This window comes from Fusicatenibacter sp., from assembly GCF_977045365.1.
Genome location: NZ_CDRRUH010000021.1, coordinates 1 through 21,422, shown reverse-complemented (window position 1 = coordinate 21,422; position 21,422 = coordinate 1). Strand labels below are relative to the sequence as shown.

The window sequence follows — 21,422 nt, the reverse complement described above, 5'->3', positions numbered from 1 at the left end:
GTGGGAAAATACATCATGGCACTTGATGCCGGCACAACGAGCAACCGCTGTATTCTGTTTGATCAGAAAGGACAGATCGTAAGCCTTGCGCAGAAGGAATTTACCCAGCGTTTCCCGAAACCGGGCTGGGTGGAGCACGATGCCAATGAGATCTGGTCCACGATGCTCGGTGTAGCCGTGGAGGCAATGCAGAAAGCGGGCGCGTCCTACGAGGATATCGCGGCAATCGGCATCACAAACCAGAGAGAGACGACGATCGTCTGGGACAAAAAGACGGGAGAGCCGGTCTACAATGCAATTGTATGGCAGTGCCGCAGAACATCGGAATACTGCGACTCGCTGATGGAGCGCGGACTGGTTGAATGTTTCCGGGAAAAAACGGGTCTTGTGATTGATGCGTATTTCTCAGCAACGAAGCTGAAATGGATTCTCGATGAAGTTCCGGGCGTGCGCGAGCGGGCGGAGCGAGGCGATCTCTATTTCGGAACGGTGGAGACGTGGCTGATCTGGAAGATGACAAAGGGAAAGGTACATGTCACCGATTACACCAACGCATCCCGTACGATGCTGTTCAATATCCATACGCTGAAATGGGATGAGGATATCTTAAAAGAGCTGAACATTCCGCTTTGTATGCTGCCGGAAGTCCGCCCGTCGAGCTGTGTCTACGGGGAGACGGCATCGACATATTTCGGCGGCCCGATCCCGATCGCGGGAGCAGCGGGAGACCAGCAGGCAGCGCTGTTCGGCCAGACCTGCTATGCGCCGGGCGAAGCGAAAAATACATACGGAACGGGCTGCTTCCTGCTGATGAACACGGGAGAAAAGCCGGTTTCTTCGACACACGGTCTTGTTACCACGATTGCATGGGGCATCGGGGACAAGATCACGTATGCGCTTGAGGGATCGATTTTCGTCGGCGGAGCCGCAATCCAGTGGCTGCGCGATGAGATGAAGCTGATTGAATCCTCGGCCGATTCCGAATATATGGCGCAGAAAGTGAACGACACGAACGGATGCTATGTCGTGCCGGCGTTTACCGGCCTTGGCGCACCGTACTGGGATCAGTATGCGAGAGGAACCATTCTCGGCCTGACGCGCGGCGTCAACAAATACCATGTGATCCGCGCAACGCTCGAATCCATTACGTATCAGGTAGATGATGTGTTAAAAGCGATGGAGGCAGATTCCGGCATGAAGCTCTCCGCACTGCGTGTGGACGGCGGAGCAAGCGCCAACAATTTCCTGATGCAGTGCCAGGCGGACATCAGCCAAGCGCCGGTAGAACGGCCGTGCTGCATCGAGACGACTGCCATGGGAGCTGCTTACCTTGCCGGCCTTGCCGTCGGCTACTGGCCGGATCAGGAGACGGTGAAACAGAACGGAGCGATTGATCACACATTCGAGCCGGAGCTCTCGAAAGAGGAGCGCGATGAGAAGATGAACGGATGGCACAAAGCAGTCCGTTACGCCGAAGGATGGGCGAAATAGAAAAAGATTTTGGAAATGCAGAAAAGGAACGGTTTCGTAATGAAAACCGTTCCTTTTCGCGTAAGGTATGTAATGAAATCAGAGAAAATCAAAGAATGTCGATATGTTCGCCGTTTAAAGCTTTGTTCATGCTTCGTACAGCACAGAATTTACCGCACATCGAGCAGGTATCTTCCTGTTCCGGCGAGCGGTCAGCACGGATGGCTTTTGCAGTTTCCGGGTCCAGTGCACAGTCCCACTGTGCTTCCCAGTCGAGCACGCGGCGGGCGTCTCCCATCTTGTCGTCAATATCACGCGCATGCGGCACGCCTTTGGCGATGTCGGCAGCGTGTGCGGCGATTCTGCTTGCGATGATGCCCTGTTTTACATCATCCAGGTTCGGAAGAGCCAGATGCTCTGCCGGCGTTACGTAGCACAGGAAAGCAGCGCCGTTCATGGCGGCAATCGCGCCTCCGATGGCAGCGGTGATGTGGTCGTAGCCCGGTGCGATATCGGTTACGAGAGGTCCGAGAACGTAGAACGGAGCGCCCATGCAGATGGTCTGCTGTACTTTCATGTTGGCCGCAATCTGGTCCATCGGAACGTGGCCCGGTCCCTCAACCATGACCTGAACGTCTTTCTCCCAGGCACGTTTGGTGAGTTCGCCGAGGCGCACCAGCTCCTCAATCTGGCAGACATCCGTTGCGTCGGCAAGGCAGCCAGGACGGCAGGCGTCGCCGAGAGAAATGGTCACATCGTATTCACGGCAGATATCGAGAATCTCATCGTAATACTCGTAGAACGGATTCTCCTCGCCGGTCATGCACATCCAGGCGAACACGAGGGAGCCGCCGCGGGAAACGATATTCATTTTCCGTTTGTGTTTGCGGATCTGATCGATGGTTTTTCTGGTGATGCCGCAGTGCAGGGTGACGAAATCGACACCGTCCTCGGCATGGAGGCGGATGACGTCAATAAAATCTTTGGCAGTCAGCGTATCCAGGTCTCTCTGGTAATGGATCACACTGTCATATACCGGCACGGTGCCGATCATGGCTGGACATTCGGAGGTCAGTTTCCGCCGGAACGGCTGCGTATTGCCGTGGCTCGACAGGTCCATGATGGCTTCTGCGCCCATATTGACCGCGGAGAGTACCTTCTGCATCTCCACATCGTAATCTTTACAGTCTTTCGAAACACCGAGATTTACATTGATTTTCGTGCGCAGCATCGAGCCGATGCCCTCCGGGTCGATGCAGGTGTGCAGCTTATTGGCCGGAATGGCAACCTTTCCGCTGGCAACGAGCGGCATCAGGTCTTCCACAGCCATATACTCTTTTTCTGCGACTTTTTTCAGCTCCGGTGTTACAATGCCGCGGCGTGCGGCGTCCATCTGTGTTGCGTAATTGTGTTTCATCTGTTGTTCTCCTTTATTTTCAAAATCAGATCCGGTAAGCGTGGTTCAGCGGTCCCGGGCCGTGGCCGAGATCCATCATGCTCGCGAGTGCGCCCGAAATATACTCTTTTGCAGCGGAAATGGCATCCGGAAGGGAAAGCCCCTTTGCGAGTCCCGATGCGATGGCGCTGGAGAGTGTACAGCCGGTGCCGTGTGTGTTCGGATTGTCGATGCGTTTTCCGGTGAACCAGGTAAATGTGCCGTTGTGATATAAAAGATCGTTGGCATCATTGATACTGTGGCCGCCCTTTAACAGAACGGCACAGCCGCAGGAATCCCCGATCTCTTTTGCGGCGCGTTCCATATCGCTTTCCGACTGGATTTTGATGCCGGAGAGAACTTCTCCCTCTGGGATATTCGGTGTGATGACCTCGGCCAGAGGAAAGAGCAGTTTTTTCATCAGGTCAGGCACGCCGCCCGAAGCGAGCGCGGAGCCGCTTGTAGCGACGAGGACCGGGTCCACAACGATGTGTTTGGCCTGGTAGAAGCGAAGCCGTTCGGAGATGACTTCGATCAGTGCCGGGGAGGATACCATACCGATTTTGACGGCGTCCGGGAAGATGTCCGTAAAGACGGCGTCAAGCTGTGCGGCCAGAAACTCCGGTGTTACATCGAAAATACCGGAAACTCCGGTGGTGTTCTGGGCGGTGAGTGCGGTAATTGCCGACATGGCGTAAACTCCGTTTGTGATCATGGTTTTGATGTCTGCCTGAATGCCGGCGCCTCCGCTGGAATCACTTCCCGCGATTGTTAATGCTGTTTTCATGTTTTTCGGGTCCATGAGAATTACTCCTTTGCATTACTTTTCTTTTTGGAGCGTGTTTGAAAAAGCATTTTTCAAACACGCTCTAGGCGACAAAGAAAGTGGTGCCCCCAGTCTGCCGCCTGGTGTGAGGATGAATGGTTACGTAAAATTATTTGTTTTCCAGCATGCGCAGAGTCTGTTCTTTCAGATCCTTCGTTGCGGAAACAATGTCTTTCTGTGCAAAAATGGCACTGATGACGGCGATGCCGCAGATGCCGCTGCCGGAAAGCTCCGTCACGTTATCGCGTGTGATGCCGCCGATGGCGATGACAGGGATTTTAACGGCATTGCAGATAGCAGTCAGCGTTTCGTGGCTGACATCCTCCGCATCCGCCTTGGAACCGGTGTGGAAGACCGCGCCGACGCCGAGGTAATCTGCCCCGCGCTGCTCGGCGAGAATGGCCTGTTCCACGGTCTGCGCCGAAACGCCGATGATCTTGTCCGGGCCAAGCTTTGCACGGACATCGCCGGCCTCCATATCGCTCTGGCCGACGTGAACGCCGTCCGCATCCATCTTAGCTGCAATTTCCACGTTATCGTTGATGACGAAAGGAACATGGTATGCGGCACAGAGTTTTTTCAGCTCCAGTGCCTCTTCCATAAAGTGATCCTGGTCAAGATTTTTTTCGCGGAGCTGGATAAACGTTGCGCCGCCCTGCAGAGCCTTTTCCACCTGGCTGTACAGTGTCTCGCCGTTCAGCCAGCTGCGGTCTGTCACAGCATATAAAAGCAGGCCTTTTTTATCGCACTTCATACTTTGCACCTTTCTCCAGCGTCTCGCCGTCCATGTGGTAGATGGCGTCGATGATGCGGTTCCGGTAGGTGGAGTTGCCGTCTTCCGGTTTCATATGGCTCCAGCCGATCTCGCCGGCAAGTCCCATCGCGCAGACAGCGGCAGCAGCAGCTTTTAACGGCTCGTCCGGGTTGGCAACGAGGTAAGCGGTCATCATGCCGGAGAGCTGGCAGCCTGTTCCGGTGATGCTTCCCATCTCGGCGCGTCCGTTGCGGATCACGTAGCAGGTGTCAGCATCGGCAACGAGGTCGATCGCTCCTGTGATGGCGACAACACAGTTGTGGTCTTTTGCAAAGTTTTTTGCAAAAGCAACGGCGCTGTCGAGGTTTTCATCCGTTACTTTATCGGCAACGTCTGCGTCAACACCCTTTGTCGTTCCGCTTCCGAGTGCCAGTGTTTTGATTTCGGAAATATTTCCGCGGATGACGGTGAACGGGATTTTTTCCATCAGTCCGACTGCGGTCGAAGTACGTAAGTGGCTTGCGCCTGCGCCGACTGGATCGAGCAGGATTTTGTGGCCGAGCGAAGCTGCTTTTGCACCGGCACGGTACATGCCGTCGATGCTCGTTCTGTGCAGCGTTCCGATGTTGATGTTCAGACCGCCGCAGATAGAGGTGATATCCTCGACATCCTCCGGTTCATCGGACATGATCGGGCTTGCGCCGCATGCCAGCAGAATGTTGGCGACATCGTTTACCGTAACGTAATTTGTGATGTTGTGTACGAGAGGGGTTGTTTTTCTGACATTGTCAAGACAAGGGCCTAACATAATTTTTTGTTCCTCCTGTGTGAGTGTTTTTGCAGAAGCAAATTCCCTTGTGTTACTGGAAGAACCTGTTGATGATGTGTTCATAGAGATTAAAAAAGCAGATATACGTGGAGGTATATCTGCAGAAAATGTGCATATCGTATCTCCCTACGTTGGCATTACCCAAATCAGGTTCAGGGTCTAGGAGATGCATCCTACTCTCAGCCCGCTTCGCACGCGAGCTCCCCTTTGCTTTCTGCAGACAATTATATACGCATAAAAACAATTGTGCAAGAGAAAAACGGAAGATTTTAAAAAATTTCAGAAAAATAAAAAAGACATGCAAAATATTGGAAATGTAATGTTATTTGGGGTGACAGAGGAAATAATATCAGTGTAAAATGAAGTATAAAATATGCGTGGAAGGAGAGTATTCCCTGGCCAATGAGTGGAATGAGGCCGGCATGGACGAGCATATCGCAAAGCCGATTGATGCGCAATTACTGAAAAAGAAAATTGCAGAGTATTGCAGGTGAAAAGAAGTGCCCATGCCCGGCATCTGATGTGTGCCGGGCAGGGGCTTTTGATGTGCGAATCTTATTTTTCTTCCTCCGGGTACGTATAGCCCCAGGTTCTGCGGAAGGAGGTCATCAGATCCATGACGTCCTTCGTGTAGTCGAGGTGCATGGCAGATGCATCTCCATTGATGGCGCGTTCCATGTCGGCGAGCTCATAGGCGAGTGCATCGGCGTTGTCACCGGCTTTGATGATTTCGGATTCGCCGGTGGAAGCGTCTGTGATTTTTGCTTCCCAGGCACGCGGGTACTCCATGATCTCGATAAATCCGTTCTCACAGGAAACCATGCCGCGTTTCGGCTGTTTGGAGTGGAGAGAGAGCATCACACTTGCCATCTGTCCTTCCTGATTGGTGAGAAGGAGGCCGGCCTGCTCGTCCACACCGGTCGGAGCGGGTTTTACCTGGGAAAGGAGCTGATCCGGCTTGGAGTCGAAGAACCAGCGGATGAAGGAGAGTGCGTATACGCCGATATCAAGCATCGCGCCGCCTGCGAGATTCCGGTTGAAGAAGCGGTTCTTCATGTTGTACTCTTTGAAACTGCCGAAGTTCATCGTGATCAGATTGACTCTGCCGAGACGGCCGGAGTCGAGAATTTTTTTCAGCTCTTTGTAGATCGGCATATGGTAAATCGTCATTGCCTCTCCGATGATGACACCTTTTTCTTTTGCAAGCGCTATGGCCTCGTCGAGCTCGTCACTGTTCAGCGTAATCGATTTCTCAACGAGAATGTGTTTTCCATTGGCAATCGCCTCTTTCATAAAGCCAAGATGCGTGTTGTGCGGCGTCGTGATATAAATGACATCGACCTCCGGATCGGTAAACATCTCATGGAAATCATCGTAAACTTTTCCAATTCTATATTTCTCCGCAAAAGCAGCCGCCTTCTCATGGGTCCGGTTGCCGACCGCGTAAATATTCTTTCCGTTTTTCTGCAGCGCGACCGCCATTTCATTTGCAATCACACCGCATCCGAGTACAGCCCATTTGATATTTTTCATTATGAAATCCTCCCATCCTGTTTTACATTAATCTTACTATAACAAATTTCGCGGAGATCCTCAATTTCTTTTTCAAAATAGAAAATTCCTGAAATAAGAAACGAAGGAGAAACGAAATTCGAACGTTTCTCCTTCGTTTTTTGCACGCATTTTTACCGGGAAATCATATTCTAAGGTTAGAATGAAAAAACAGGAGAATCTGTTGATGAAAAGAAAATGGCTGACAGGTGCGCTTGTACTGGCAATGGCGGCAGTGACGCTGGCGGGATGCGGGGCAAAAGATGAGACAAAAGAAAAAGTGGAGCAGGTGACATTAAATGAGGTTGCCCACTCCATTTTTTACGCCCCGCAGTACGTGGCAATTGAGGAGGGGTATTTCGCGGACGAGGGCATTGATCTGACGCTGGTGACAGGATTTGGTGCAGATAAAGTGCTGACGGCGATGATTTCCGGCGAGGCGGATATCGGGTTTATGGGGGCGGAGGCAACCGTCTACGCGTACCTCGAGGGAACCGCAGACCCGGTTGTGAACTTCGCGCAGCTGACGCAGCGGGCGGGAAACTTTGTTGTGGGAAGAGAGAAAGACAATTCGTTTACCTGGGAGAAATTGAAAAACAAAGAGGTATTAGGGGGAAGAAAAGGCGGTATGCCGGAAATGGTCTTTGAGTATGTTCTGGCGCAGAAAGGGATTGATAAAAAAGACGTAAATATCAACCAGAGCATCGATTTTGGTTCCACAGCTGCCGCGTTCTCCGGCGGGCAGGGGGATTATACGATTGAATTTGAACCGTCCGCGACACTGCTCGAGCAGAAGGGTGACGGCTATGTCGTGGCATCGGTCGGAACGGAATCCGGGTATGTGCCGTATACGTCGTACAGCGTCAAACAGAGTTATCTGAAAACGCACGGCGCAACCGTAGAAAAATTCACGAAGGCACTGCAGAAAGGAATGGACTTCGTGCAGACGCACACACCGGAGGAGATTGCAGAGGTGATTGCGCCGCAGTTTGCAGAAACCGAGCTGGAAACCATCACCGCGATCGTGCGCCGCTACTATGAGCAGGATACGTGGAAAGAAAATCTGATCTTTGAGGAAGAAAGTTTTGATCTTCTGCAGGAGATTCTGGAGCAGGCGGGAGAGCTGGAGAAAAAGGCACCGTACAAGACACTCGTGACAACAAAATACGCCGAAGAGGCCGCTGCCAAAGGCTGATTCCGGCAGAATAGAAAAGCGAAAAAAGACAGAAAAAGACACTTTTCGACATTTGTCGACAAACAGCGACATTTCATTCGAAAAAAATAAAGAAAATTGCAAAAGAAAAGCAGAAAAATAGAGAAAAAGTATTGCAAAAAAGTAAATTTTGCTGCATACTATGGGTGTCGCATATATTTTTTACAACACAGGCATACGGAGGCGAACAGACATGAAAGTAGGTTTTATCGGCGGCGGCAACATGGCGAGTGCCATGATTGGCGGAATGATCCAAAAAGGAGTTGTATCTGCAGATGACATTCTGGTATCGGTCCGCACGGAGAAAAGTGTGGAACGCTTGACCAACCAGTTTGGAGTCCAGGCGACTACGGAGAACGAAGCGGTCGTAGCCGGATCCGATCTTGTATTCCTGGCAGTAAAGCCAAACCAAATAAAAAATATAATAAACCTCGTCAAAAACTTCATCTCACCCGAGAAGATTATCGTATCGATTCTTCCCGGTAAGTCTTTACAATGGCTGGGTACAGAAATCGGAAAACCAACAAAGTTAATTCGCACCATGCCAAACACACCAGCACTCGTCGGAGAAGGAATGACCGGCGTCTGTGCCAATGATCTCGTGACGGAGGAAGAGCTGCAGCTCGTTTTAACCCTCCTGAAAAGCTTTGGCCGCGCAGAAGTTGTTCCGGAGTATCTGATGGATACCGTCACAGGTGTCAGCGGAAGCTCGCCGGCGTACGTATTTCTTTTCCTGGAGGCTCTTGCAGATGCGGCCGTAGCCGAAGGAATGCCGAGAAAACAGGCATATGAATTTGCTGCACAGTCTGTCCTTGGAAGCGCCAAAATGCTTCTCGAGACAGGAATGCATCCGGGAGAATTAAAAGACATGGTCTGCTCGCCAGGCGGAACCACCATCGAAGCGGTTGCCGTACTGGAGCGGGAGAACCTGAGAAGTGCTGTTATTGATGCAACACGAGCCTGCATCCGGAAATCAAAGGGAGTGGATTAGAAGGAGCAGCACCGCCGCTTTGACAGAATGACGCTAATGTGAAAGCAGCAAAAACAAAGAATGTATGCACAAAAAAACAAACCAAAACAAGCAAAGAGAAAGCACAAAAAAGAGTAAAAAAACAAACGAGCGGAAAAATCCCGGCAGCCGTGGAAAAGGCACCGGGATTTTTTCTGGTAATTTATAGTTTTTTTCCTTTACTGAGCGTACTGTTGTGATAATCGGAAGAATAGGTTACATCCTTTCCAAACCATACCGGAGGAACAAAGGCGTTTGCGGATGCTTCGTCCGGAAACTCCACCTCTGCGAGGTAAAGGCCTTCATACGGCGCATCAAAGACATCGAGCTCGATCGTCAGATCCGTTCCGGCAAGCGGCAGCAGATAGCGTGTTTTTGAGATGAGAACGCCGTCTGCCTTTTCCCGCAGATGCAGGTAGGATTCCTTTGTGAGCGGAAGATTATACTCTTCACGCACCATCAGCCCTTTTGACTTGTAGGTCAGATAATATTCGTCGTCAGAGCGGCGGATGCGGACAACCGGTTCGGTGGAAAGATAGCCCTGCTCGATTTTTTTACATGGATAGCTTGGAAGATTTTCCGGAAGCTGATCCAGAAGGTATTTGCGTTCGATTTCCATAAAAGAGACTCCTTCTCGTGATTGCATCACTGCTTTTTTCAAGAGTTTACCATGCTTTTCCCGTGATGTTAAGCGAAATCCGGCTTTTTGCGAAAAAAAGTCCTGAAATTTTTATGAAATGCAAGCATTCTGCGGAAAAATGTGGTATAATAGCGGCGGTTTGTTACAAAGAAAAGCAGAGAATATCACGTGACAAAACACACGAGACTGATCATACAACACAGGAGGACAAAACCATGGCAAAGATTTATGTATTTCTGGCAGACGGATGTGAAGAGATTGAGGCACTGACCCCGGTGGATCTGCTGCGCAGAGCCGGAGAAGACGTATGCACCGTTTCTATTATGGGAAGAAAAGAAGTAACAGGATCCCACAAAATCACCATTCTTGCAGATGAAACCATCGAAGAGGGAGAGTTTGATGACGGAGACATGCTGGTACTTCCGGGCGGAATGCCGGGTACATTAAATCTGGCCGGAAACGAGACGCTCGCAGCGCTGATCCGTTCCTATGACGATCAGGGAAAGAAACTGGCAGCCATCTGCGCAGCGCCGAGCATCCTTGGTGTGATGGGCATCTTAAAAGATAAAAACGCCGTCTGCTTCCCGGGCTTTGAAGAAAAGCTGGCAGGCGCAAACGTACTCGATGTACCGGCAGTCACCGACAAAAATGTGACCACCGGCCGCGGCATGGGAGCAGCCACTGACTTCGCACTGGAGCTGATCCGTGTTCTGCAGGGAGAGGACAAAGCAAAAGAAATGGCGGAAAAAATCGTATTTCATTGCTAAAAAAAGCCTAAAAACCACAGAAATATAAAAAAATCACTGGCGTTTTTGAAAAGAGTATGCTATACTCGATAAATGACTGTAGAATGGAGAGGTGTGCAGGTTTTCTGCCGCTTTTCAGATAAATCAAGGAGGAAATTGATAAAATGAGTGTACAGGTCGAAAATTTAGAGAAGAATATGGCCAAACTTACCATTGAGGTTCCGGCTGAAGAATTAGAAAAAGCACTGGAGAAAGCTTACCAGAAACAGAAAAAGAACATCAGCGTTCCGGGCTTCCGTAAAGGAAAAGTTCCGAGAGCTATGGTAGAAAAAATGTATGGCCCGGCAGTATTCTATGAGGATGCTGTAAACAGCCTTGTTCCGGAAGAGTATTCCAAAGCAGCAGAAGAGAGCAAACTGGACATCGTATCCCGTCCGGAGATCAACGTAGAGCAGATCGAAAAAGGCAAAGCTTTCATCTTTACCGCAACTGTAGCAGTAAAACCGGAAGTTACCCTTGGCGAGTACAAAGGTCTGGAAGTAGCAAAAGCTGACACAACCGTTACAGACGAAGAAGTAGAAGCTGAGCTGAAAAAAGAGCAGGAGAAAAACGCAAGAACCATCAACGTAGAGGATCGTCCGGCAGCAGACGGAGATACCGTTACACTTGACTTCGAAGGTTCTGTAGACGGCGTTCCGTTCGACGGCGGCGCTGGAAAAGATTATCCGCTGACCCTTGGCTCCCATTCCTTCATTCCGGGATTCGAAGAGCAGCTCGTTGGCGCAGCTCTGGAAGAGGAGAAGGAAGTAAACGTTACTTTCCCAGAGGATTATCAGGCAGAAGAGCTTGCTGGAAAAGCAGCAGTATTCAAATGCACCATCCACAAAATCGAAGCAAAAGAGCTTCCGGCACTTGATGACGACTTCGCAAAAGACGTTTCCGAGTTCGATACTCTGGATGAGTACAAAAAAGAAATCAAAGACAACCTGACCAAGAAAAAAGAAGAGCAGGCTAAGACAGAAAAAGAGAACGCTGTCGTAGATAAAGCAGTAGAGAACGCAACAATGGAGATTCCGGAAGCTATGATTGATACGCAGGTAGAGAACATGGTTGACGATTTCGCAAGAAGAATCCAGTCCCAGGGTCTGTCCATGGAGCAGTACATGCAGTTCACAGGCGCTACCGTTGATTCCTTAAAAGAGCAGATGAAACCGCAGGCTGTTAAGAGAATCGAGAGCAGACTGGTACTTGAGAAAGTTGCAGAAGCAGAGAACATCCAGATCAGCGATGAGAAGCTGGACGAAGAGCTGGCTAAAATGGCTGAAATGTACAAAATGGAGCTGGATAAATTCAAGGAGCTCGTTGGCGAATATGAGAAAGAGCAGATGAAGAAAGACCTCGCTGTTCAGGAAGCAGTAACTCTCATGGCCGACAGCGCAAAAGAGGCGTAAGACCTCGGAAAGAGAGGCAATTGAATGAGTTTTGTACCTTATGTCATCGAGCAGACAAGCAGGGGAGAGAGAAGTTACGATATTTATTCAAGACTGCTGAACGACCGTATTATTTTTCTGGGAGAGGAAGTTACCGACGTATCGGCAAACCTGATCGTTGCACAGCTTCTGTTCCTGGAGTCTGAAGATCCGGGAAAAGATATCCACATGTATATCAACAGCCCGGGAGGTTCTGTAAGCGCAGGACTTGCTATCTACGATACGATGCAGTACATCAAATGTGACGTATCCACCATCTGTATCGGTATGGCTGCCAGCATGGGAGCATTTCTTCTTGCCGGCGGTACCAAAGGAAAGAGAATGGCTCTGCCAAACTCTGAAATCATGATTCATCAGCCATCCGGCGGTGCACAGGGTCAGGCAACCGAGATCAAAATCGTTGCAGAACAGATTCTGAAAACCAAACGGAAATTAAATGAAATTCTGGCGGCAAATACAGGAAAACCGCTGGAACAGATTGAGATCGATACCGAGCGTGACAACTATATGTCCGCAGAGGAAGCAAAAGCATACGGTCTGATTGATAATGTAATTACGAACCGATAAGAGAGGAAAGGTGTCCAAAAGCGTAGTTCCGGCAATGAGGCTTTTGTGGCACCTTTTGCCTTATCCGGCGATAAGGTTTAGTTGTAATATGTTGAAAGGAAGAAAACGATGGCTATAAAAGGGAATGATACCAAGATCCGCTGCTCTTTCTGCGGAAAGACAGAAGACCAGGTACGCAAGCTGATCGCAGGCCCGGACGGGGCATACATCTGTGATGACTGCGTGGCAATCTGCTCGGAGATCATTCAGGAAGAGTTTGAGGATCTGTACGGCGAGCAGGATACCGACGAGATCAACCTGATCAAACCAAAGGAAATCAAAGCATTTCTGGATGACTACGTAATCGGACAGGATGAGGCGAAAAAAGTGCTCTCCGTTGCTGTTTACAACCATTACAAACGAGTGCTTTCCGGTGCATCCTCCGACATCGAACTGCAGAAGAGCAACATTCTGATGCTCGGACCGACCGGTTCCGGAAAAACGTATCTGGCACAGACACTGGCCAAACTGATCAACGTTCCGTTTGCAATTGCAGACGCAACGGCGCTCACCGAGGCAGGTTATGTCGGCGAGGACGTAGAAAACATTCTGCTCCGCCTCATTCAGGCAGCAGACTATGATATCGAGCGCGCTGAGCACGGCATCATCTACATCGATGAGATCGATAAAATCACAAGAAAATCCGAAAACGCTTCGATCACACGAGATGTTTCCGGCGAGGGTGTACAGCAGGCACTGCTGAAAATCCTGGAGGGAACTGTAGCTTCCGTTCCGCCGCAGGGCGGAAGAAAGCATCCGCATCAGGAGTTTATTCAGATTGATACGACGAATATCCTCTTTATCTGCGGCGGTGCATTCGAAGGACTCGAGAAGATCATCGAGACGAGACAGGATACGAAATCCATCGGATTCAACAATCCGATCGGCCATGCAAAAGATGAGAATGTCGGAGATCTGCTCCGTCAGGTCATGCCGCAGGATCTGACCAAGTTCGGCCTGATTCCGGAGTTTGTCGGACGTGTGCCGATTGTCGTTACGTTAAATTCTCTGGATGAGACGGCCCTGATGAAGATTCTGGTTGAGCCGAAGAATTCTCTGGTCAAACAGTACAAGAAGCTGTTTGAGCTGGACGGCGTACAGCTTGACTTCAAAGAAGATGCACTCGAAGCGATTGCAAAGAAATCCCTGGAGCGGAAAACAGGCGCCAGAGGTCTCCGCGCAATCATGGAAGATACGATGATGGATCTGATGTATGAGATCCCGTCGGACAATACGACAAAAGAATGCGTCATCACCAAGGACGCTGTAGAAAAGAAGGCGGAGCCGGAGATTATTCACGGCGAACCGGCCCCTGTTCCACGGCGGAATATGGGAAGAAGATCCGGAAGACCGGAAACCGCCTGAAAAACGCAGGAGGAAACTTAAATGGAAGAAGTGACAAAAGTATTACCGGCGATTGCGCTGCGTGGAACGACGATTCTGCCGGATATGATTGTACATTTTGATATCAGCAGAGCCAAATCGATCCGTGCGGTCGAGGAGGCAATGCTGGGTGACCAGAAAATTTTCCTGATTACACAAAGAGACCCGGATACGGAAGTACCGGGTCTGCTTGATGTGTATAAGATTGGAACGATTGCGGTCATCAAACAGGTTGTAAGAATGCCAAAAGACGTTCTGCGGATTCTCGTGGAGGCGGAAAGCCGCGCAGAACTGCTGAACTTCGAGGAAGAGGAGAACGAGTATCTCCGCGCCGAAGTGGCATTGTTTACCGGATCGGGCGAAACACAGTTTTCGGATATCGAGCAGGAGGCAATGCTGCGGAACCTAAAAGAGATGTTTGCCCTCTACTGTGAGCAGACGCAGAAGGTGAGCAAAGAACTGGCAGGCCAGATTCTCGGCACGGAAGAACTGGAAAAATTAGTCGATCAGATCTGCATGAATCTTCCGCTTGACTATGTGCACCGTCAGAAACTTTTAGAGGCAGTCGAGCTTTCGGAGCGGTATGACACACTCTGCGTCATGATCGCCAATGAGATTCAGATTCAGGAGATCCGTTCGGAGATCCAGGGAAAAATTAAAGAGCGGATTGATAAGAATCAGCGCGATTACATTCTGCGCGAGCAGTTAAAGGTGATCCGCGAGGAGCTCGGTGAGGACAATTCCCAGACTGAGATTGAAAATTATAAGAAGCAGCTCGAGAAGCTCAAAGCCTCCAAAGAGGTGAAAGAGCGGATTTCCGAGGAGATCCACCGTCTGGAAAATTCGGCCAACAATCCGTCCGAGGCAGGCGTGATCCGCGGCTATATCGAGACACTGCTGGGGCTCCCGTGGGATAAGGCATCCCGTGACAATCAGGATCTGGCAAGAGCACGCGAGATTCTGGAGGAAGATCACTACGGTCTTTCGAAAGTAAAAGAGAGAATCCTCGAATTCCTGGCCGTACGCACCCTGACGAAGAAAGGCGAGAGCCCGATTCTCTGCCTGGCAGGCCCTCCGGGAACCGGTAAGACCTCGATTGCGAGAAGCGTGGCGCGAGCCCTGAATAAAAAATACGTCCGCATCTGTCTCGGCGGTGTGCGGGATGAGGCGGAGATCCGCGGCCACAGAAGAACCTACATCGGCGCGATGCCGGGACGCATTGCGGCGGGACTCCATCAGGCGAAGGTGAAAAATCCGCTGATGCTGCTCGACGAGATCGACAAAGTAAGTGCAGATTACAAGGGAGATACCTCTTCCGCACTTCTTGAGGTCCTCGATTCCGAGCAGAATAATAAATTTGCCGATCATTACGTAGAGCTTCCGATCGACCTTTCGGAGGTGCTCTTTATTGCAACCGCAAATGATATTCAGAACATTCCGCGTCCGCTGCTGGACCGTATGGAAGTGATTGAAATTTCAAGCTATACGGAAAACGAGAAGTTCCATATCGCAAAAGAACATCTCGTTCCGAAGCAGAAGAAGGCGAACGGTCTGAAAGAAGCACAGCTTGTGATCGAGGATGAGGCGCTGATGGAAGTGATCAGCGGCTACACCAGAGAGGCCGGTGTCCGCTCCCTGGAGCGCCAGATCGGCAGAATCTGCAGAAAGAGCGCGAGAAAGATTCTCGAGGAACAGGTAAAAGAGGTTGTTGTGACGAAAGAAAACCTGGAAGAGTTCCTCGGAAAAGAGAGGTATGAGTTCCAGCCGGCCAACGAAAAACCGGAGATCGGTATTGTGCGCGGTCTTGCCTGGACGGCAGTCGGCGGCGATACGCTGCAGATCGAGGTCAATGTGATGCCGGGAAAAGGAGAGTTTCTGCTGACCGGCCAGCTCGGCGATGTGATGAAGGAGTCTGCGCAGGCGGGCATCAGCTTTATTCGTTCCGTGGCAGAGCAGTATGAGATTCCGAAAGAATTTTTCGAAAAACACGACATCCACATTCATATTCCGGAGGGAGCCGTTCCAAAAGATGGTCCGTCTGCCGGTATTACGATGGCGACGGCGATGGTTTCCGCGATCACAAAGGTTCCGGTAAAAGCAGACGTTGCGATGACCGGAGAGATTACGCTCCGCGGCCGTGTGCTTCCGATCGGCGGCTTAAAAGAGAAACTGCTGGCGGCAAAGAAAGCCGGTATCCATATGGTTCTCGTTCCGGAGAAAAATGAGCCGGATGTCAGAGAACTGGATGCGGAGATCACAGACGGACTGCAGATCGAATTTGTCGGCAGCATGGAACAGGTATTAAAACTGGCGCTTGTGGAAAAGAAGTAAGGCCAGAAGATGCAAAAAACAGGAGAAGAAAAGTATGGTAATTAAACAGGTAGAGCTGCAGCACGTCTGCGGAATCACCAGTAAACTGCCGGATACCGGTCAGGTGGAAGTGGCATTCGCGGGAAAATCCAACGTTGGAAAATCTTCTCTCATCAATGCCCTGATGAACCGGAAATCGCTGGCGCGTACGAGTGCACAGCCGGGAAAGACACAGACCATCAACTACTACCACATCAATGAGGAAATGTATCTGGTGGATCTGCCGGGCTACGGTTTTGCGAGAGCCTCCGAGGAGGTCAAGGCGAAATGGGGCAAACTGATCGAGGATTACCTGCATCAGTCGAAGATGCTGCATGCGGTATTCCTTCTGATCGACATCCGCCATGCGCCGTCCAACAACGACCGCATTATGTACGACTGGATTCTGCGGAACGGTTATCAGCCGATCATCATTGCGACGAAACTGGATAAGATCAAACGCAGTCAGCTTCAGAAGCAGATCAAACTGATCCGCGAGACGCTGGAGGTCGAAAAAGATACGATTGTCATTCCGTTTTCTGCGGAGACGAAGCAGGGACGCGAGGAGATCTGGAATCTGATCGATGAAATCCGGGCGGACGCAGAAGAAAGCGGGGAGTAAGGCCATGGGTATGATACGTGCGGCAGGCCTTGGATACGAATACCTCCGTTACGAGGAGGAAGGACAGGAGCCGGAAGCAACAAAGGCGATCGAGGATGTGAGCCTGGAAATCCAGAAAGGGCAGTTTATCGCAGTCCTCGGCCACAACGGAAGCGGAAAATCGACGCTTGCGAAACATATCAACGCCCTGCTTGTGCCGACGGAAGGCACGATGTGGGTGGACGACATGAAGACCTCGGATGAGGAGGATGTCTGGAAGATCCGCCAGAAGGCGGGCATGGTGTTCCAGAACCCGGATAACCAGATCATCGGAAATGTGGTGGAAGAGGATGTCGGCTTCGGGCCGGAAAACCTCGGCGTGCCGACCGATGAGATCTGGAAACGGGTGGAGGAGAGCCTTGCGGCGACCGGTATGATTTCGTACCGCGCCCACTCTCCGAACAAGCTCTCCGGCGGCCAGAAGCAGCGTGTGGCAATTGCGGGAGTAATGGCCATGCAGCCGGAATGCATCGTCCTCGACGAGCCGACCGCGATGCTGGATCCGAACGGACGAAAGGAAGTCCTCCGTGCGGTGCGGAAGCTGAACGAGGAGAAAGGCGTGACGGTCATTCTGATTACACATTACATGGAAGAGGTCGTTTTTGCGGACCGTGTGTTCGTCATGGACGGCGGAAAACTGGTAATGCAGGGGACGCCAAGAGAGATTTTCTCGGAAGTGGAAAAATTAAAAGAACTCCGCCTCGACGTACCCCAGGTGACACTGTTGGCTTATGAACTGAGAAAAAGCGGTGTGGATCTCCCGAAAGGGATTCTGACCACCGATGAACTGGTGAATGCATTATGTCATTGAAACTTGAAGATGTAACGTACACATACAGCCCGGGGACGGCATATGAAATGCACGCCCTGGAGCATGTCAACCTTGAAATCCCGAATGGTCAGTTTGTGGGCATCATCGGCCACACGGGAAGCGGAAAATCGACGCTGGTGCAGCACCTGAACGGCCTCATCCGCCCGACATCAGGACGGGTGCTGTATGACGGCGGGGATATCTGGAAAGAGGGATATCCTTTAAGAGAGCTCCGAAGCCACGTCGGACTGGTCTTCCAGTACCCGGAGCATCAGCTCTTTGAGACGGATGTCATTACGGATGTCTGCTTCGGCCCGAAAAACCAGGGACTTTCCCCAAAGGAGTGCAGAAAGCGTGCGGAAGAAGCGCTGGAGCACGTCGGATTTCCCAAAGAGATGTATGAAAAATCGCCGTTTGAACTTTCCGGCGGCCAGAAGCGCCGCGTGGCGATTGCCGGTGTGCTCGCGATGAACCCGGATTTTCTGGTTCTCGACGAGCCGACGGCAGGCCTTGACCCGAAGGGGCGCGATGAAATCCTTGACCAGCTGGCGCTGCTGCATGAGACGCGCGGCATTTCCGTTGTGCTCGTATCGCACAGCATGGAGGATATCGCAAAATATGTCGAGCGGATCATCGTTATGAATCACGGCCATGTGGCGTTTGATGATGAGCCGAAGAAAGTCTTCGCCCATTATAAAGAGCTCGAGGCAATCGGGCTTGCAGCGCCGCAGATGACGTATATTATGCATGCGTTAAAGGAACACGGCATGGATGTGGATGTGACGGCGACGACGGTGGAAGAGGCGCGCGATACGATTCTTGCGGCGCTTGCAAAACAGAAGAAAAACGGGAAAGAAGGAGCAGAAGTATGTTAAGAGATATTACTCTGGGACAGTATTACCCGGCGGATTCCGTTCTGCACCGGCTGGACCCGCGTGTGAAATTTGTGGGAACACTCGCCTACGTGGTATCCCTCTTTCTGTTCCACAACTGGGGGTATCTGCTTGGAACGATCTTCCTTGCGGTGATGATCAAACTGTCGAAAGTGCCGTTCAAATTTATCACGAAGGGCCTGAAATCGATTTTTGTGCTGCTGGCGATCACGATGGTGTTCAACATCCTGTTTACGCCGGGCGAGGCGCTTGTCCATATCTGGAAAATCACGATCACCCGCGAGGGTGTGGCGATGGCATGCCGTATGTCGATCCGTCTGATTTACCTGATGATCGGCTCTTCGCTGATGACCTTAACGACAACGCCGAACCAGCTCACTGACGCGCTGGAGAGCCTGCTCGGACCGTTAAAAAAGATCCATGTGCCGGTGCATGAGATTTCGATGATGATGTCGATTGCACTCCGTTTTATCCCGATTCTCCTCGAGGAGACGGATAAGATCATGAAAGCGCAGATGGCGCGCGGCGCGGATTTTGAGAGCGGAAATATCATCCAGAGAGTGAAGAATATGGTGCCGCTTCTGGTACCGCTGTTCATCTCGGCCTTCCGCCGGGCAAACGATCTGGCGCTGGCGATGGAAGCGAGATGCTACCACGGAGGAGAGGGCAGAACACAGATGAAGCCGCTCCGGTACAAAACGCGCGATTATGCGGCGTACGGCGTACTCGTGGCATACCTTGTATGCAGTATCGGCCTGCGCGTGTGCGGATTCTGATGTTGAAGAAAACGGAGGGAAAGCATGCGCAGAATTAAGCTGATTGTGGCGTACGACGGAACGAATTACTGCGGCTGGCAGGTACAGCCGAATGGAATCACGGTCCAGGAAGTGCTGAATCGGGCGCTTTCGGACCTCTTTGGAAAAGAGACTGCCTGCATCGGCGCAAGCCGGACCGACGCGGGGGTGCACGCCCTCGGCAATGTTGCGGTGTTTGACACCGAGGCGAGAATGCCGGCGGACCGGATCGCGTTTGCCTTAAATACACGGCTCCCCGCGGATATCCGCATTCAGGGGTCGTCTGAGGTGCCGCTGGACTTTCATCCGCGGTTTACCTCGACCGTCAAAACGTATGAATACCGGATTTTAAACCGCACGTTTGCAGACCCGACGCGGCGGCTGAATTCGTACTTCTGGTACGGCGCGCTCGATGTGGATGCGATGCGGCAGGCGGCTTCGTATCTGGTCGGCACGCATGATTTTAAAAGCTTTGCAACGGCAAAACCGGAGGTGACCGACACCGTCCGCACGATCTATGAGACGAGTGTGGAAAAAGAGGACGACCTGATCCGCTTCCGGATCACGGGAAACGGTTTTCTCTATAATATGGTGCGGATCATCACCGGAACACTTCTCGAGGTGGGAAAGGGCGATTATCCGCCGGAGAAAGTAAAAGAAATCCTTGCGGCAAAAGACCGTAAAATGGCGGGAGCCACGGCAAGACCCGAGGGTCTGACACTGGTGCGGATCCAGTATCCCGAATGGAATTTCGAATAACGCCCGAATTTGTCTTTTTGCTGAAAAAAATGTAATTTCTGGGTAAAAAACAGTTGACATTCCAAAATCCGTATAATATAATTACTAAATGTGTGACGTAGTTTGAAAACGCCGATGCCATAAGCCCCGGTAAGGCGGTTTCCTATATACATGAAACAGTAAATTGAATTTTTCACAGGAGGTTATATCCATGAACACCTTTATGGCAAATCCAGATAAGATTGAAAGAAAATGGTATGTTGTTGATGCAGAAGGATGTACATTAGGACGTCTGGCATCTGAAGTAGCAAAAGTATTACGTGGAAAAAACAAACCGGAGTACACTCCGCACGTAGATACTGGTGATTACGTAATCGTAATCAACGCTGATAAAGTAAAAGTAACCGGTAAAAAACTGGATCAGAAGATCTACTACAGCCACTCCGATTATGTTGGTGGTATGAAAGAAGCTACTCTTCGCGAGATGATGGCTAAGAAACCGGAGAAGGTTGTTGAACTTGCAGTGAAAGGCATGCTTCCAAAAGGACCTCTTGGAAGACAGATGTTCACAAAACTTCACGTATACGCTGGTGCAGAGCACGCTCATGCAGCTCAGAAACCAGAAGTATTAACATTTTAATAGGGAGGTAAAGAACATTGGCTAGCGCAAAATATTACGGAACCGGAAGAAGAAAAAAATCTATCGCAAGAGTATATCTTGTACCGGGAACTGGTAAAGTTACCATCAATAAAAGAGACATCGATGAGTATTTTGGTCTGGAGACCCTGAAAGTTATCGTTCGTCAGCCTCTGGCAGCTACAGAGACCGCTGATAAATTTGACGTGATCGTAAACGTTCACGGCGGCGGATACACAGGACAGGCAGGAGCAATCCGTCACGGTGTTGCACGTGCCCTTCTGACTGTAGACAACGACTACAGACCAGTTCTGAAAAAAGCAGGATTCCTGACTCGTGATCCTAGAATGAAAGAGCGTAAGAAATACGGTCTCAAAGCAGCTCGTCGCGCTCCGCAGTTCAGCAAGCGATAATCGACTGCTCAGACTATATCAAAATGGTTCAAAAACCCCGGAAAATCAAGGCTTAATAGTGACAAGTAACTATTTTGTCGCAGAGAACGGTGTGACCCGAAGGTCACGCCGTTTTTCTGCGTTCATAGGTTGTTTGTGTGACAATAGGCTCGGAAATAACGGGAATATCCACAT

22 protein-coding genes and 1 riboswitch are annotated in these 21,422 nt (G+C 50.7%); of the genes, 16 read left to right on the top strand and 6 right to left on the bottom strand.

Annotated features, from left to right (window positions below; genetic code table 11):
• On the top strand, positions 1-1,491 hold the full coding sequence (glpK, locus tag ACY2VW_RS06630; RefSeq protein ID WP_461877494.1) for a glycerol kinase GlpK: 1,491 nt from the start codon (positions 1-3) through the stop codon (positions 1,489-1,491).
• 88 nt (positions 1,492-1,579) lie between these two features.
• On the opposite strand, the gene thiC is transcribed toward glpK, so the two are convergent.
• The 4 genes from thiC to thiM form a co-directional block, all read right to left on the bottom strand.
• Positions 1,580-2,887 (bottom strand): phosphomethylpyrimidine synthase ThiC, encoded by a 1,308-nt coding sequence (gene thiC / locus ACY2VW_RS06625; RefSeq protein WP_461877493.1) that lies wholly within the window; start codon positions 2,885-2,887, stop codon positions 1,580-1,582.
• A gap of 25 nt (positions 2,888-2,912) precedes the next feature.
• The gene (gene thiD / locus ACY2VW_RS06620) at positions 2,913-3,692 is read right to left on the bottom strand and encodes a bifunctional hydroxymethylpyrimidine kinase/phosphomethylpyrimidine kinase (protein ID WP_461874206.1); all 780 of its coding nucleotides are present in this window, start codon (positions 3,690-3,692) and stop codon (positions 2,913-2,915) included.
• Between the two features lie 148 nt (positions 3,693-3,840).
• Positions 3,841-4,485, bottom strand: a complete 645-nt coding sequence (gene thiE, locus ACY2VW_RS06615) for a thiamine phosphate synthase (protein ID WP_055226936.1) — start codon at positions 4,483-4,485, stop codon at positions 3,841-3,843.
• Positions 4,472-5,293, bottom strand: coding sequence for a hydroxyethylthiazole kinase (gene thiM, locus ACY2VW_RS06610; RefSeq protein ID WP_461877492.1), 822 nt, complete (start codon positions 5,291-5,293; stop codon positions 4,472-4,474). Before thiM ends, thiE begins: the two co-directional genes overlap by 14 nt.
• Positions 5,294-5,419: 126 nt before the next feature.
• A riboswitch (TPP riboswitch) is annotated at positions 5,420-5,531 on the bottom strand.
• Between the two features lie 142 nt (positions 5,532-5,673).
• Here thiM and ACY2VW_RS06605 point away from each other — a divergent pair.
• Positions 5,674-5,808, top strand: coding sequence for a hypothetical protein (locus ACY2VW_RS06605; protein ID WP_461877491.1), 135 nt, complete (start codon positions 5,674-5,676; stop codon positions 5,806-5,808).
• A gap of 61 nt (positions 5,809-5,869) precedes the next feature.
• Here the strand turns inward: ACY2VW_RS06605 and ACY2VW_RS06600 are convergent, their stop codons facing one another.
• Positions 5,870-6,847: a Gfo/Idh/MocA family protein gene (locus tag ACY2VW_RS06600; RefSeq protein ID WP_461877489.1), complete on the bottom strand. Its 978-nt coding sequence runs from the start codon at positions 6,845-6,847 to the stop codon at positions 5,870-5,872.
• A gap of 205 nt (positions 6,848-7,052) precedes the next feature.
• Between ACY2VW_RS06600 and ACY2VW_RS06595 the strand changes: the two genes are divergently transcribed.
• Positions 7,053-8,060: an ABC transporter substrate-binding protein gene (locus tag ACY2VW_RS06595; RefSeq protein WP_461874192.1), complete on the top strand. Its 1,008-nt coding sequence runs from the start codon at positions 7,053-7,055 to the stop codon at positions 8,058-8,060.
• Between the two features lie 211 nt (positions 8,061-8,271).
• Complete coding sequence (gene proC, locus ACY2VW_RS06590) at positions 8,272-9,069, top strand: pyrroline-5-carboxylate reductase (protein ID WP_347044107.1); 798 nt, start codon at positions 8,272-8,274, stop codon at positions 9,067-9,069.
• 181 nt (positions 9,070-9,250) lie between these two features.
• Here the strand turns inward: proC and ACY2VW_RS06585 are convergent, their stop codons facing one another.
• The gene (locus ACY2VW_RS06585; RefSeq protein WP_461877488.1) at positions 9,251-9,706 is read right to left on the bottom strand and encodes a CYTH domain-containing protein; all 456 of its coding nucleotides are present in this window, start codon (positions 9,704-9,706) and stop codon (positions 9,251-9,253) included.
• Positions 9,707-9,942: 236 nt separating this feature from the next.
• Here ACY2VW_RS06585 and ACY2VW_RS06580 point away from each other — a divergent pair, with 236 nt between their 5' ends.
• From ACY2VW_RS06580 to rpsI, 12 genes are all read left to right on the top strand, one after another.
• Positions 9,943-10,494, top strand: a complete 552-nt coding sequence (locus ACY2VW_RS06580; RefSeq protein WP_055219893.1) for a DJ-1 family glyoxalase III — start codon at positions 9,943-9,945, stop codon at positions 10,492-10,494.
• A gap of 143 nt (positions 10,495-10,637) precedes the next feature.
• Entirely contained in the window at positions 10,638-11,924 is a 1,287-nt protein-coding gene (tig, locus tag ACY2VW_RS06575) for a trigger factor (protein WP_022461348.1), read from the top strand.
• A gap of 24 nt (positions 11,925-11,948) precedes the next feature.
• Positions 11,949-12,530, top strand: coding sequence for an ATP-dependent Clp endopeptidase proteolytic subunit ClpP (gene clpP / locus ACY2VW_RS06570; protein ID WP_022461349.1), 582 nt, complete (start codon positions 11,949-11,951; stop codon positions 12,528-12,530).
• 108 nt (positions 12,531-12,638) lie between these two features.
• Positions 12,639-13,934, top strand: a complete 1,296-nt coding sequence (clpX, locus tag ACY2VW_RS06565; protein ID WP_117509624.1) for an ATP-dependent Clp protease ATP-binding subunit ClpX — start codon at positions 12,639-12,641, stop codon at positions 13,932-13,934.
• A 21-nt stretch (positions 13,935-13,955) separates the two neighbouring features.
• Positions 13,956-16,283 carry an endopeptidase La gene (gene lon, locus ACY2VW_RS06560; protein ID WP_461877487.1) on the top strand — a complete coding sequence of 776 codons (2,328 nt, stop codon included), beginning with the start codon at positions 13,956-13,958 and terminating at the stop codon, positions 16,281-16,283.
• 34 nt (positions 16,284-16,317) lie between these two features.
• Complete coding sequence (yihA, locus tag ACY2VW_RS06555) at positions 16,318-16,923, top strand: ribosome biogenesis GTP-binding protein YihA/YsxC (protein ID WP_461874197.1); 606 nt, start codon at positions 16,318-16,320, stop codon at positions 16,921-16,923.
• A 4-nt stretch (positions 16,924-16,927) separates the two neighbouring features.
• Positions 16,928-17,773: an energy-coupling factor transporter ATPase gene (locus ACY2VW_RS06550; protein ID WP_461874199.1), complete on the top strand. Its 846-nt coding sequence runs from the start codon at positions 16,928-16,930 to the stop codon at positions 17,771-17,773.
• A complete protein-coding gene (locus tag ACY2VW_RS06545; RefSeq protein ID WP_461877486.1) occupies positions 17,764-18,648 on the top strand; it encodes an energy-coupling factor transporter ATPase in 885 nt (294 codons plus the stop codon). The genes ACY2VW_RS06550 and ACY2VW_RS06545 overlap by 10 nt, the downstream gene beginning before the upstream one ends.
• Positions 18,642-19,442 carry an energy-coupling factor transporter transmembrane component T family protein gene (locus tag ACY2VW_RS06540; protein WP_461874201.1) on the top strand — a complete coding sequence of 267 codons (801 nt, stop codon included), beginning with the start codon at positions 18,642-18,644 and terminating at the stop codon, positions 19,440-19,442. The genes ACY2VW_RS06545 and ACY2VW_RS06540 overlap by 7 nt, the downstream gene beginning before the upstream one ends.
• A 24-nt stretch (positions 19,443-19,466) precedes the next feature.
• Positions 19,467-20,219 (top strand): tRNA pseudouridine(38-40) synthase TruA, encoded by a 753-nt coding sequence (truA, locus tag ACY2VW_RS06535; RefSeq protein WP_461877485.1) that lies wholly within the window; start codon positions 19,467-19,469, stop codon positions 20,217-20,219.
• A 190-nt stretch (positions 20,220-20,409) separates the two neighbouring features.
• Entirely contained in the window at positions 20,410-20,838 is a 429-nt protein-coding gene (gene rplM / locus ACY2VW_RS06530) for a 50S ribosomal protein L13 (RefSeq protein WP_461874203.1), read from the top strand.
• 17 nt (positions 20,839-20,855) lie between these two features.
• On the top strand, positions 20,856-21,248 hold the full coding sequence (gene rpsI / locus ACY2VW_RS06525; RefSeq protein WP_055219853.1) for a 30S ribosomal protein S9: 393 nt from the start codon (positions 20,856-20,858) through the stop codon (positions 21,246-21,248).
• The last annotated feature ends 174 nt before the right edge of the window (positions 21,249-21,422 follow it).